The organism is Streptomyces albireticuli (assembly GCF_021228125.1).
Classification (GTDB): Bacteria; Actinomycetota; Actinomycetes; order Streptomycetales; family Streptomycetaceae; genus Streptomyces; species Streptomyces albireticuli.
In genome coordinates this window covers 336,096-347,976 of record NZ_JAJQQS010000002.1, presented here as the reverse complement: position 1 = coordinate 347,976, position 11,881 = coordinate 336,096, and the positions used below count along the sequence as shown (strand labels likewise).

At 72.5% G+C, this 11,881-nt stretch carries 12 protein-coding genes and 2 tRNA genes; 1 reads left to right on the top strand and 13 read right to left on the bottom strand.

Features of this window, described 5'->3' with window-relative positions; genetic code table 11:
* Positions 1 to 66: 66 nt before the first annotated feature.
* The 10 genes from LUZ64_RS01705 to LUZ64_RS01660 all read right to left on the bottom strand — a co-directional run bounded on the left by LUZ64_RS01705 (position 67) and on the right by LUZ64_RS01660 (position 6,918).
* Positions 67 to 139: transfer RNA gene (locus tag LUZ64_RS01705), tRNA-Ala, on the bottom strand.
* A gap of 202 nt (positions 140 to 341) precedes the next feature.
* Positions 342 to 2,147 carry an O-aminophenol oxidase PhsA gene (gene phsA / locus LUZ64_RS01700; RefSeq protein WP_232390133.1) on the bottom strand — a complete coding sequence of 602 codons (1,806 nt, stop codon included), beginning with the start codon at positions 2,145 to 2,147 and terminating at the stop codon, positions 342 to 344.
* A 151-nt stretch (positions 2,148 to 2,298) separates the two neighbouring features.
* Entirely contained in the window at positions 2,299 to 2,532 is a 234-nt protein-coding gene (locus LUZ64_RS01695) for a hypothetical protein (protein WP_030366518.1), read from the bottom strand.
* A 121-nt stretch (positions 2,533 to 2,653) separates the two neighbouring features.
* Positions 2,654 to 2,726: transfer RNA gene (locus LUZ64_RS01690), tRNA-Ala, on the bottom strand.
* Between the two features lie 147 nt (positions 2,727 to 2,873).
* Entirely contained in the window at positions 2,874 to 3,515 is a 642-nt protein-coding gene (locus LUZ64_RS01685; protein ID WP_095583709.1) for a histidine phosphatase family protein, read from the bottom strand.
* A 32-nt stretch (positions 3,516 to 3,547) separates the two neighbouring features.
* A complete protein-coding gene (gene rsfS / locus LUZ64_RS01680; RefSeq protein WP_095583708.1) occupies positions 3,548 to 3,982 on the bottom strand; it encodes a ribosome silencing factor in 435 nt (144 codons plus the stop codon).
* A gap of 160 nt (positions 3,983 to 4,142) precedes the next feature.
* Entirely contained in the window at positions 4,143 to 5,756 is a 1,614-nt protein-coding gene (locus tag LUZ64_RS01675) for an LCP family protein (RefSeq protein ID WP_095583707.1), read from the bottom strand.
* Between the two features lie 22 nt (positions 5,757 to 5,778).
* Positions 5,779 to 6,384, bottom strand: a complete 606-nt coding sequence (nadD, locus tag LUZ64_RS01670; protein WP_095583706.1) for a nicotinate-nucleotide adenylyltransferase — start codon at positions 6,382 to 6,384, stop codon at positions 5,779 to 5,781.
* Positions 6,385 to 6,439: 55 nt separating this feature from the next.
* On the bottom strand, positions 6,440 to 6,613 hold the full coding sequence (locus LUZ64_RS01665) for a hypothetical protein (RefSeq protein WP_095583705.1): 174 nt from the start codon (positions 6,611 to 6,613) through the stop codon (positions 6,440 to 6,442).
* A 134-nt stretch (positions 6,614 to 6,747) separates the two neighbouring features.
* The gene (locus LUZ64_RS01660) at positions 6,748 to 6,918 is read right to left on the bottom strand and encodes a hypothetical protein (RefSeq protein ID WP_170116886.1); all 171 of its coding nucleotides are present in this window, start codon (positions 6,916 to 6,918) and stop codon (positions 6,748 to 6,750) included.
* Between the two features lie 124 nt (positions 6,919 to 7,042).
* Between LUZ64_RS01660 and LUZ64_RS01655 the strand changes: the two genes are divergently transcribed.
* Entirely contained in the window at positions 7,043 to 8,176 is a 1,134-nt protein-coding gene (locus tag LUZ64_RS01655) for a M48 family metallopeptidase (RefSeq protein ID WP_232390134.1), read from the top strand.
* Between the two features lie 190 nt (positions 8,177 to 8,366).
* Here the strand turns inward: LUZ64_RS01655 and LUZ64_RS01650 are convergent, their stop codons facing one another.
* The 3 genes from LUZ64_RS01650 to LUZ64_RS01640 all read right to left on the bottom strand — a co-directional run bounded on the left by LUZ64_RS01650 (position 8,367) and on the right by LUZ64_RS01640 (position 11,558).
* Positions 8,367 to 9,458, bottom strand: coding sequence for an SCO2583 family membrane protein (locus LUZ64_RS01650; protein ID WP_095583703.1), 1,092 nt, complete (start codon positions 9,456 to 9,458; stop codon positions 8,367 to 8,369).
* Positions 9,459 to 9,567: 109 nt separating this feature from the next.
* Entirely contained in the window at positions 9,568 to 10,188 is a 621-nt protein-coding gene (locus LUZ64_RS01645) for an SCO2584 family spore wall biosynthesis protein (RefSeq protein ID WP_095583702.1), read from the bottom strand.
* Between the two features lie 50 nt (positions 10,189 to 10,238).
* Complete coding sequence (locus tag LUZ64_RS01640) at positions 10,239 to 11,558, bottom strand: glutamate-5-semialdehyde dehydrogenase (protein ID WP_095583701.1); 1,320 nt, start codon at positions 11,556 to 11,558, stop codon at positions 10,239 to 10,241.
* Between the last annotated feature and the right edge of the window lie 323 nt (positions 11,559 to 11,881).

Here is an 11,881-nt window from a genome sequence, read left to right as displayed (position 1 = left end):
GAAACGACACCGGGGGGCAAAACGAAGAGCGGGCCGTCCGTTTCCGGACGACCCGCTCATTCGCTGTGGAGCTAAGGAGAATTGAACTCCTGACCTCCTGCATGCCATGCAGGCGCTCTACCAACTGAGCTATAGCCCCTTGTTTTGTTTTCCGCCCGGTTTCCCTGGCGACACGGATTACATTACACGGAGGTCCCCCCCATCTGCCAAATCGCCTCCCGGCCGGCGCCCGGAACGGGCCGGGGCGGACCCGGGGCGGACCCTCGTTCCCGGGTGCCGTGGATCTCCCCCGGCCCGCCCCGGCCCACGACCGCCGTAAGGAGCACGGCGGGACGCGGACGTCAGGATCCGTCGTGGTGGCCGCCGTGGTGGCCGCCCGTCTCCCCGTGGTGAAACTTCAGCACCTCGCCCGGCATCACCACGAAGGGCCGCATCATCCCCATGTCCTCGTGCTCCAGCAGATGGCAGTGGTACATGAACCGGCCTTTGGCGCCCTGGAAGCGGCCGATGACGTTGACCATCTGCCCGGCGGGCACCTGGATCACGTCCTTCCAGCCCGCGTCGTGGGCGGAGACCGGCACCCGCCCGCCGAACTCCAGCGGGGCGCGGGTGCCGCCCAGGGCGGTGTCGAAGGGGCTGCCCGCCCCGGCGGGGTAGACATCGCGGCCGAGCACCTGAAAGTCGATCAGGTGGATGTGCATCGGGTGGGTGGGCCCGCCCAGATTGAGGAAGCTCCACTGCTCCCACGCGCCGTGGGTGACCATGAAGCCGAGCGCGTCGTCGAAGGTGCGCGCGCCCCTGCGGTACGTACGCACCGTGCCGTCCGCGCCCTTGACCTGGATCACCCCCGCGCCGGGCACCGGCACCTCGCCCGGCTTCGCCGGGTGCATCTCCCAGAGCCCCGGGTGGGCGTCCCCGGCGGTGCCGGGCGGGGTCAGGACGATCAGGCGGTGCTCGTGGCCGGGCACGGTGCCGTGGGTGATGCGCCGGAACGAGCCGGAGATGACCGGCGGCAGGACGAACGGGTCGCGCACCGGCCGGGAGTCCACCCGGAACTGCATCACCCGCGGGTGGGCCACCCCGGGCGCCACGTTGTCCAGCCGGATCCGGCGCCCCCGCAGCCGGCCGAAGTCGACCAGCAGGTCCATGCGCTCGGCGGGCGCCACGGGCAGCGGCCCGTCCAGCGGCACGGGGCGCGGCAGCAGCCCGCCGTCCGTGCCGATCTGCCAGGCCGCGCCCTCGACGGGCTCGCCGGTCTCGTCGTCGACCAGCCGGAGCCGGAAGACGCGGGCGTTGGCGCCGTTGAGCAGCCGGAAGCGGTACCACCGGGCGGAGACGTCCAGGTAGGGCCAGATGACGCCGTTGACGAGGGTGTACGGGCCGGTGAACGCGGCGGTGACGTTCTTGCCGTGGGCGTCCTTGCCGACGACGACGGTCTTGTGGAGCAGCCCGCCGGTGGGCCGGCCGTCCTCGTCCAGGTCGAGGTTGCGGTCCTGGAGGATCAGCGGGATCTCGTGCTCGCCGCGCGGCAGTCGCAGCGCGTCCTCCTCGTCGTCACGGACGAGGTACATCCCGGCGAGGCCCGCGAAGACGTTCCAGCGGGTGATGTCCATGGCGTGGTCGTGGTACCACCAGGCCACCGCACGGTGGTCGTTGGGGTATTCGGAGAGCTGGCTGTCACCGGGCGAGACGGCGTTCTCCGACCAGCCGTCGTTGCCCCCGCCGGTGGGCGCGCCGTGCAGGTGGGTCACCGTCCAGGGCGGCAGCGCGGCGACGTCGGCGAGCGGCGGGGCGTCGCCCCGGCCGGGTACGTCGCCGGGCGGCGGGGCGCCCGGCGCGGGCGTCGCCTCCACGGCGGTCACCGGGTGGGTTCCGGTGAGGCGGTTGTTCCAGGAGATCCTCAGCCGCCGGTTGCGGCGGACCTCGATCGTCGGACCCGGGAAGTGGCCGTCGTAGGCCCATACGCGGGTGGGCGGCAGCTGCGAGTGCAGCCTGACCCAGGTGGCCTTCAGGTCGATGTCGATGCCGGCGAGGGCTTCCGCGCGGCTCGGCCGCAGCAGCGGCGGAACGCGCAGGGCGTCGAGAAAGGGTGTGAGTCCGGCTGCCGCTTCCGCGTCGCGGACAGGGCTGATCGCTGTCTCGGTCACCAGGTGACCTCCATCGCTTCCCCCGTGCCACCGGCCGTTGCCGGCGGCAGCTTCACCCCTCAGGACGCTCCCGCGCGAGGGGACGGTTGCCCCGGCGGGGACAGCGCGGCGGGAAATCGGGAAGAAGCCGGAAGAGGAGACCGGAAGGGGGTCAGGCGGTGGCGAAGGAGTAGAAGCGCTTCAACGCGCAGTGTTCGTCGAGGAGGCGGCCGTAGATGGGCTCGCCCTCCAACTCGCGGTAGGTCTCGATCGGGTCGCCTTTTATGATCAGCGCCCGCGCGCACTCCACGCACCAGTACTGGTAAGCGGAGTTGAGCGGTTCCATGTCGCGCACGATCGGCGTCCCGCTGCCGCACCAGTCGCACTTCCGGCTGTGTGCACCCATGGATCAGCCTGTTCCCTCCCCTTCGGCCCTGTCCGCTCCCGGCCCGATTCTGCCACGGGACCGCGTCCGAACAGCAACAATCCCGCCTCCCTGTGAGTGGGAGACGGGATTGTCCGGGTTGTGGAGCTAAGGAGAATTGAACTCCTGACCTCCTGCATGCCATGCAGGCGCTCTACCAACTGAGCTATAGCCCCGCTGTTCTCGGTTCCCCCGGAGGTTTCCCTCCGCGTTCCCCGCGAACAAGAAGAACTTTAGCCTGTGACCTGCCCAGATGTGAAATCGGGCCGATCGCGGCCGTCAGCGGGCCCTCGAAGGACCGCCGTCGGGCCGTCACCAGGCCGTCAGTCGTCGTCACCCAGGACGGGCTCGGGCAGCGTTCCGGCGTTGTGCTCCAGCAGCCGCCAGCCGCGCGCGCCCTCGCCCAGCACCGACCAGCAGCAGTTGGTGAGGCCGCCGAGCGCTTCCCAGGAGGCCGACTCCAGACCGAGCAGCCGGCCGATGGTCGTACGGATGGTGCCACCGTGACTGACGACGACGAGGATGCCGCCGTCGGGCAGCTTGTCGGCCTGGGCGAGGACGACCGGGGCGGCCCGGTCGGCGACCTCGGTCTCCAGCTCGCCGCCGCCGCGCCGCACGGGCTCGCCGCGCTTCCACGCCGCGTACTCCGCGCCGTGCCGCTCGATGATCTCGTCATGCGTGAGGCCCTGCCACACACCCGCGTAGGTCTCCCGCAGCGCCGCGTCGCTCTCCACCGGCAGGCCGGTGAGGGCCGCCAGCTCGGCGGCCGTGGCCCTGGCCCGGCCGAGGTCGGAGGAGACGATCGCGTCCGGCCGCAGCGCCGCCAGCAGCCGGGCGGCCCGGCGTGCCTGCGCGACGCCGGCGGGGGTCAGCTCGATGTCCGTGGAGCCCTGGAAACGGCGCTCCAGGTTCCATGAGGTCTGGCCGTGGCGCCAGAGGACGATGCGACGCCCCCTGCCGGCCACGGCGCCCGTGCCGGTGCCGCGCTCGCCGCCGCTCAGCTCAGCTCACCGTCCAGGTCGGCGGCCTGCGCCTCGGCGTGCTCGGCGGCCTTGCCGCGGGTGGCGACGGCGTCGGCGGGCAGCTCGATCTCGGGGCAGTCCTTCCACAGCCGCTCCAGGGCGTAGAAGACGCGCTCCTCGCTGTGCTGGACGTGGACGACGATGTCGACGTAGTCGAGCAGCACCCAGCGGGCGTCGCGGTCGCCCTCACGGCGCACCGGCTTGGCGCCGAGCTCCTTGTTGAGGCGCTCCTCGATCTCGTCGACGATCGACTTGACCTGGCGGTCGTTCGGGGCCGAGGCGAGCAGGAAGGCGTCGGTGATCGACAGCACGTCGCTGACGTCGTAGGCGATGATGTCGTGCGCGAGCTTGTCCGCAGCCGCCTGGGCGGCGGCCTTGATGAGCTCGATGGAGCGGTCCGTGGCGGTCACAAGCCATGCTTTCGCTAAAAAGGGTCAGTACCCGTCAAGGGTCTCACGAGCCGCCGACAGCCCTCCTGGGCATTTCGGCCCGCGTCTTCCTCGACCCTTACGGCTCACCCCCGCGCGTCCCCGCCCGGCACGCCCGGGACCGGGCGGTGCCCCGCCCCGCTCAGCCCTTGTAGTCCTTGCCCAGGACCACGGTGACGTCCGCGTTGGACGCCCCCTGCGCCTGCTTCACCGCCGACGCGGGCAGCCCCAGCGTCTTGGCGACCTCCTTGGCCTCGGCGGCCCGCCGGTCGTCGGCGTAGGTGACCGAGGACGCCGCCCCTGCCTGGCCCGCCGTGCCGCCGTCGACCGCGGTGTAGCCACCGTTGACGAGCGTGACGAGCGCGGAACCGGTGGCGCCCTTGTTGCCTGTGGCGTTCTTCACGCTGACCCGGGGCGCGGCGTTCTTGTCGGTGTTCTTCACCGTGCCGCCCAGGACGTCCTTCACGACGCCCTCGGTCGCCTTGTCCCCCAGGGTGCCGTCGGCCTGCACGGGCAGGAGGGCGGTGTCGTACGAGCCCTTCCTGGCCAGCGCGGCGAGCTGGGCCAGCGAGGCGCCGAGCTGTTCCACGGAGAGCGAGGGATCGGGGATCTGGGCGAGCGACTCCACGGTCCGGGTGGTCGCGCCGGTGTCGGCGGAGAGCTTCTTCAGCACCGCCCGCATGACCTGCCCGAAGCGGGCCAGCTGCTTGTCCGGGGCCTCCCCGGGCGCCCGGTAGGTGGCGTAGGCGACGGCCATCTGACCGCTGAGGTCCTGCCCCTCGCCCTTACGGACGACGGGACTCTCGCCGGCCTTGGCGCCGGCCACGTCGGTGTCGGTGTCCACGGCGATCCCGCCGACCAGCTCGACGAGGTTCTCCAGGTAGGGCGTGTCCAGCCGCCAGCTGCCCTTGATGTCGGCGCCGAGCAGGGTGTTCAGGGCGTCCCGGGTCGCGCCGGTCCCGTCGTCCTGCACGGACTTGCCGAGCGTGGTGGAGCCACCGCCCTCCCTGGCGACGGCCAGGGAGTTGGGCAGCAGGATCGTGGTGCCCTTACGGGTGGTCTCGTTATCGACGAGCAGGGCCGTGGAGCTGCCGCCGCCCTGGGTCTGCCGCAGATGGACGACGATCACGTCGCGCTTCTGCGCGCCGCCCGCCGCCACCGGGCCCTTCTCTTCGCCGGAACCGGCGAACCACAGGTATCCGGCCACTCCGGCCACCACCAGGACGACGGCCACGACAAGGGCGACCACACGGTTGCGGCCCTTGCGCTTGCGCTCGTCACGCCGCTCGGTACGGCTCTCGCTGAACTTGAGCCAGTCGATGACGTCCTCGGAGTCCTCGTCCGGCTCCTCGATGAAGGAGAACTGCTCGGTGCGGTACTCCGGGGCGGGGACGGAATCCCGCTCCGGGCCGGAGCCCGCTCCGGGGCCGGCGTGGGCCTCCTCGGGGGCGGGCGGGCCGGCCTGGCGCGGGATCCACTCCTGCTGCCGCGTCCGCGTCCCGCCCTGGTCCTGACCCTGGTGCTGGGCGTACGGGGCGGCGTAGCCCTCGTGGTGACCGCCGTAGCCGTGTCCCTGCGCCTCGGCGGGCTGCTGGAGCGGCTGCTGTACGGGCTGCTGGACCGGCCGGCCGTACTGGTCGTACACGCGCTCCGGGGCGTCCGGCCGGTACACCGGCTGACCGTAGGCGTCGTAGCCGTACAGCTGCGGCTGCTGTCCGTACGGGTCCTGCGCGTACGGATCCTGTCGGTCGTTCACCAGTGCGCCCCTCAGTGCCCTGTCAGTCGCGGTAGAGCTTGCGCTTGTCGATGTAGCGCACCACGCCGTCCGGCACCAGGTACCAGACCGGGTCGCCCTTCGCCACACGGGCGCGGCAGTCGGAGGAGGAGATGGCGAGCGCCGGCACCTCGACGAACGAGACGCCTCCCTCGGGAAGTCCCGGGTTGGCCAGTATGTGGCCGGGCCGGGTCACGCCGATGAAGTGGGCCAGCGAGAAGAGCTCCTCGGTGTCCCGCCAGGTGAGGATCTGGGCCAGCGCGTCGGCCCCGGTGATGAAGAACAGGTCCGCGTCGTCGTTGAGGGCGCGCAGGTCGCGGAGCGTGTCCGTGGTGTACGTCGGCCCGCCGCGGTCGATGTCGATGCGGCTGACCGAGAACTGTGGGTTGGACGCGGTGGCGATCACCGTCATCAGATAGCGGTCCTCGGCCGGCGACACCACCTTGTGGCTCTTCTGCCACGGCTGTCCCGTCGGTACGAAGACCACCTCGTCCAGGTGGAACTGCGCGGCCACCTCGCTCGCGGCGACCAGGTGGCCGTGGTGGACCGGGTCGAATGTCCCGCCCATCACGCCGAGCCGCCGCTTCACGGGCCCTGTCTGCTCTCCCATGCGTGCAGACCCTACTGGGCGTGGCGGAGCACCGGACCCGCAGGGACCGGTCCGCTCAGCGGTCGCGGTTGAAGCGGGTGGTGATCCAGACGAGGAGCAGCAGGATGACGAGGGCGGCGCCGCCGGTCATGTACGGGCTGATGCTCGGGTGGGTGTCCACGTGCTCGCCCTCGGAGGCGAGGCTGACCAGGGCGGTGTGGGCTGAGGCGAAGCCAGAGGAGGCAGTCATCGTCGGCAGGACCTATCCGGGACGGTATCGGGCGGAGATTTCTGCCACATCGTATGCGGGGGCCGCCCGCAACATCACCCCGACTCCACCTGTCGGGGCCTTCCGGTCCTCCGCGGGGCGCGCCGGGCGCCCGCTCAGTCCTTCTTGCCGTATCCGCGCAGCAGGAACCACGCGAGGAAGGCGACGCCGACGACGCCGACCACCAGGACCGTGCGGAGCACCACGCCGGGCCCCTGGTCCCCCTTGGAGACGGCGAGGAACTCGGTGAACGCGGGGTGCGCGGTGAAAGCGTTGATGTCGGGCATGTCTCCACGGTAGCCATAGCCGCGGCAGCGCTTACTGTGGGGTCGGCGACCCGGGGGACGGGCCAGGACACGGCCGCCACGCGGCCATGACGCAAGCCGACCGACACGGATCGAGGGGGTCTTCATGAGCGACGGCAACGGCGGCAGCACGGCGGGGAACGGTTCGGGCGAGGAACGGGAGCGGGCGCCCGGCCGGCAGCGGAAGCGCTTCCCGGACATCTCCTCGCGCGCCTACGAGCACCCGGCGGACCGCTCCGCCCTGGTGGCCCTGCGCAAGCTGAGCGGCTTCGACACCGTCTTCAAGGCGCTGAGCGGGCTGCTGCCCGAGCGCAGCCTGCGGCTGCTGTACCTGTCGGACTCGGTGCGGGTGGGCGAGGAGCAGTTCCCCCATCTGCACACGATGCTGCTGGACGCCTGCTACATCCTGGACCTGCCGAAGGTCCCGCCGATGTACGTCACCCAGGACCCGCAGCCGAACGCCATGTGCATCGGCCTGGACGAGCCGATCATCGTGGTGACCACGGGCCTCGTCGAACTGCTGGACGAGGAGGAGATGCGGGCCGTCGTGGGCCACGAGGTGGGCCACGCCCTGTCGGGACACTCGGTCTACCGCACGATCCTGCTGTTCCTGACGAACTTCGCCCTGAAGGTGGCGTGGATCCCGCTGGGCAACCTCGCCGTGATGGCGATCGTCACGGGACTCCGCGAGTGGTTCCGCAAGTCGGAGCTGTCGGCGGACCGGGCGGGGCTGCTGGTGGGCCAGGACCTCACGGCCTCGATGCGCGGCCTGATGAAGATCGCGGGCGGCAACCACCTCCACGAGATGAACGTGGACGCGTTCCTCGCCCAGGCGGAGGAGTACGAGGCGGGCGGCGACCTGCGCGACTCCGTGCTGAAGATCATGAACGTGCTGCCGCGCTCGCACCCCTTCACGACCGTGCGGGCGGCGGAGCTGCGGAAGTGGGCCGGGAGCCGCGAACACCAGCGGATCATGGACGGTCACTACCCGCGGCGCTCGGCGGACAAGGACACGTCCGTGAGCGACTCGTTCCGGGAGTCCGCGAACCACTACGCGGAGTCGGTGCGCGCGAGCAAGGACCCGCTGCTGGGGCTGGTGCGGGATCTGGCGTCGGGGGCGGGCGGGCTGGGCGGGCGCCTGCGGGATTCCTTCAAGGGCGGGGGAACGACTCCGCCGAAGGGGTCCGAGGGGCCCGGGAAGGGGCCTGAGGGGCCCGGGGAGGGTTCTGGGCGGGCGTAGGGGGTGGCGGGGGCGGTGCGGGGGCCGGGTGCGCGCTGAGGGCCCTGCGGGCGGCCTTTCCCCAGCCCCGCCCCTTCCCGCAACCGGGGGGCTTCGCGCTTCGCACGGTGTCCTCAAGCGCCGGACGGGCTGGATTTCCGCCCCCAGGGGCACCTCCAAGGGGTAGCCCGGGGAGAGCGAGGACCGGGAATCACCGCCGTGGCGTCGGCTGCGCCTCGCCCGCCAGCGTGCCGCACAGCGCCGCCGTCACCTGGTCCGTCGCGTACGGGTCCGTGCCCGCCGGGCCGTCGCCCGTGGGGCGCTGGCCCGCCAGGAGGGGGCGCAGATAGACCTCGTCGTCCGCGGCGCAGGACTCCGGGCCCGCCTGGAGCTGGCTCTGGACCACGGTCAGGTGGTGGTCCTGGAGGCCCTCGCGGTCGAAGCGGAACTTCATCGCCCGGCGCACCGTGAACAGCGACGCCTCGTCCGTGGCCGCCTTGTGCTCGCTGCCCGCCTTCGCGGGGCGCAGGGCGTAGACGAAGGTGTGGTCGGAGGTGACCTCCAGGGTGGAGGAGCCCGTCTCGGTGACGGTGAAGACGCCCCGCGTCCGTACGGGGGTGTCGACCAGGGCGACCTGTGCCGGGTCGAAGCGGATCAGCCAGGCGGTGGCCGCGTGCCGCCCGTCGTCGGCGGGGTGGTCGAAGCTGCGGTCGAACTGGTCGAGCTGCTGGGGATCGAGCAGCAGCCGCACGCCGCGCTGGGTGCCGCCGGTGAGCACGGCCGGGTCCAGGGCGGACTTCACGGTGTACTCCTTGGCGGCGGCGAGCGCGGCCATGACCTGGCTCTCGGAGAAGTGCTGGGTGCTGCGCGCGGCCGGCAGGGTGATGCCCTCGTGCCCCAGCCGGAACTGGGCGGCCGGGCTGTGGTCGAAGAGCTCCGCGGCCGGGCCGCCGGGCACGGGGTCGCGGGGTGCCAGCGGGATCAGGGTGGAGCGCATCGGCTCGGCGACGGGGGCGGCCGGGTCCTTGTAGGGGTGGCGCAGGCCCATATAGACGGCCGTGCCGAAGGCGAGGGCGATCAGGATCACCAGGACGACGACCTGGCGCGAGGTGCTGACGCGCGTCCACACATGGCGGTTACGGACAGCGAGGGCGTGGTCGCCCATGCGCTCGCGCGCGGAGTACTCCTGGAGGCGGGCAGCCCGGACAAACGATTCGTCGAAGACGACGGATCGGTACTCGTCCTCCCCGCCTCCAGGGGCGCCTTCGGGCGTCCCTTCAGGAGGGTCTCCAGGCCCGTCCATACCTCAAGAGTAGGTCTGCCGGGCCTTCGGTAAACGCGCTGGTACACGACAAGTTGTGAGGAAAAATCCGACTGGTCGATGCACGCATGTCACCGCCGGTCGCCGGGGGCTAGCCGCGGGGCGCCGCGGAGGCCACCGGGGGCTCGGAATCGGCCGAGACGGAGGGCAGGGGTCCGGGCCGCTCGGCCGCCGGGGCGTCCACCCCGGTCGTCGCGGGCGGCGGATCGGAGCCGGGCCGCCCGCCGGAGGAGGCGCTGCGGTACACGGCGGCGAAGGCGAGGGCCACCACGCCGATGCCCATCAGCACGGCGAGCACCCACGCCACCGGGCGGTGCCAGCGGGGATGGCCGCGGTACGGGCGGCGGGCGGAGCCGTAGCGGCCGTACGGACCGTAGGCGTCGTCGGGATCGAGGTCATGGGCCAGGGCGTACCAGCCGTCCGCGCGGGTGGCGGGGCGGCCGGCCGCCGGGCCGGCGGCGTCCTCGGGGAAGTCGTCGAGGTCGAAGTCGTCGTCGGCGGTGCCGCCGCCCGCCCGGGCCCGGGAGGACTCCGCCTCCGCGCGGGCCTGGGCGGCGGCGAGCATCCGCTCGACCGCTGAGGGTTCGTGGACCGCGGCGGACCGCACGAACTCCTCGTCGAAGACCACGGAGGCGAACGCGTCGTCCCCGCTGCGGTTGCTGTCGGGCTCCTCGCCGTCCGGGAACGGCTGGCCCCCCACGTCGTCCGGCACCCGTCCAGCGTAGCCCCGAAGTGGTCAATCCGTGCGTCCGGTACGGGAATTCAGCCCGCGGCGGGCCCGCCTCCGCGCACGTGGCCGTCGCCCGTGACGATGTACTTGGTCGAGGTGAGCTCCGGCAGGCCCATCGGGCCGCGCGCGTGCAGCTTCTGGGTGGAGATGCCGATCTCCGCGCCGAAGCCGAACTGGCTGCCGTCCGTGAACCGCGTCGACGCGTTGACCGCGACCGTCGTGGAATCCACCAGCTGGGTGAAGCGGCGGGCGGCGGCCTGCGAGGTCGTGACGATGGCCTCCGTGTGGCCGGAGGTCCACAGCCGGATGTGCCGCACCGCGGCGTCCAGGGAGTCCACGACGGCGGCGGCGATGTCGTACGAGAGGTACTCGGTCTCCCAGTCCTCGGCGGTCGCGGGCACCACGGTGGCCGGGCCGCCCTCGGCCAGCGCGAGGACCCGCTCGTCGCCGTGCACGGTGACGCCGGCCTCGGCCAGTGCCGCCAGCGCGCGGGGCAGGAAGTCCAGGGCGATGTCCTGGTGCACGAGGAGGGTCTCGGCGGCGTTGCAGACGCTGGGCCGCTGGGCCTTGGAGTTGATCAGGATGTCGACGGCCATGTCGAGGTCGGCCTCGGCGTCGACGTAGACGTGGCAGTTGCCCGTGCCCGTCTCGATCACGGGGACGGTGGACTCCTCGACGACCGTGCGGATCAGCGAGGCGCCGCCGCGCGGGATCAGCACGTCGACCATGCCGCGGGCGCGCATCAGCTCCCGCACGGAGTCCCGGCTCTCGCCCGGGACCAGCTGCACCGCGTCCGCGGGCAGCCCGGCGCCGCCGACGGCGTCGCGCAGGACCCGCACCAGGGCGGTGTTGGAGGCGTACGCGGAGGACGAGCCGCGCAGCAGCACGGCGTTGCCGGCCTTCAGGCACAGGGCGGCGGCGTCCACGGTCACATTGGGCCGGGCCTCGTAGATGATCCCGACCACGCCGAGCGGCACCCGGACCTGGCGCAGGTCGATGCCGTTGGGGAGGGTCGAGCCGCGGACGACCTCGCCGACCGGGTCGGGGAGGGCGACGACGTCGCGGACGTCCTTGGCGATGGCCCGCACCCGCTCGGGGGTGAGGGTCAGCCGGTCGATGACGGTCTCGCTGGTGCCGGCGGCCCGGGCGCGCTCGACGTCCTCGGCGTTGGCCTCGACGATCTCCTTGGTCCGGACCTCCAGGGCGTCGGCGATCGCCAGCAGCGCCTCGTCCTTCACCGAGCGCGGCAGTGGCGCCAGCTCGGCGGCCGCGGCGCGGGCCCGGTAGGCCGCGCGCAGCACCGGGGACTGCGGCATCGGATCGGCGAGGGGGGAGGGGAAAACGCTGCTCATGGCCCGCAGCGTAGTCGGGCGGGGCCCGGGGCGACCACGCGTTCCGGACTGTGGACGCGGGGACCGCCCCTCGGCGAGACGTCCGCGGGCGCGGGACCGGCCCCCGGCGCGGCGTCCGCCGCGTGCCCCGGAGAGGAGCCCGATCGGGGGCCTCGGCGACCTCTGCGGCGACAGTCGGCGTGGTGCCGCCGGGCGCCGGGCGGGCCGCCAGGAAGAAACCCCGGAAGGAAGCGGTCCCGGAGGAGCCCGGAAGTCCCGGAGGAGCCCGGAAGAGGTCCCACCGGCCCCGGCCCGCTCCGCCGCGCCCGGCCGGCTTCCCCCGG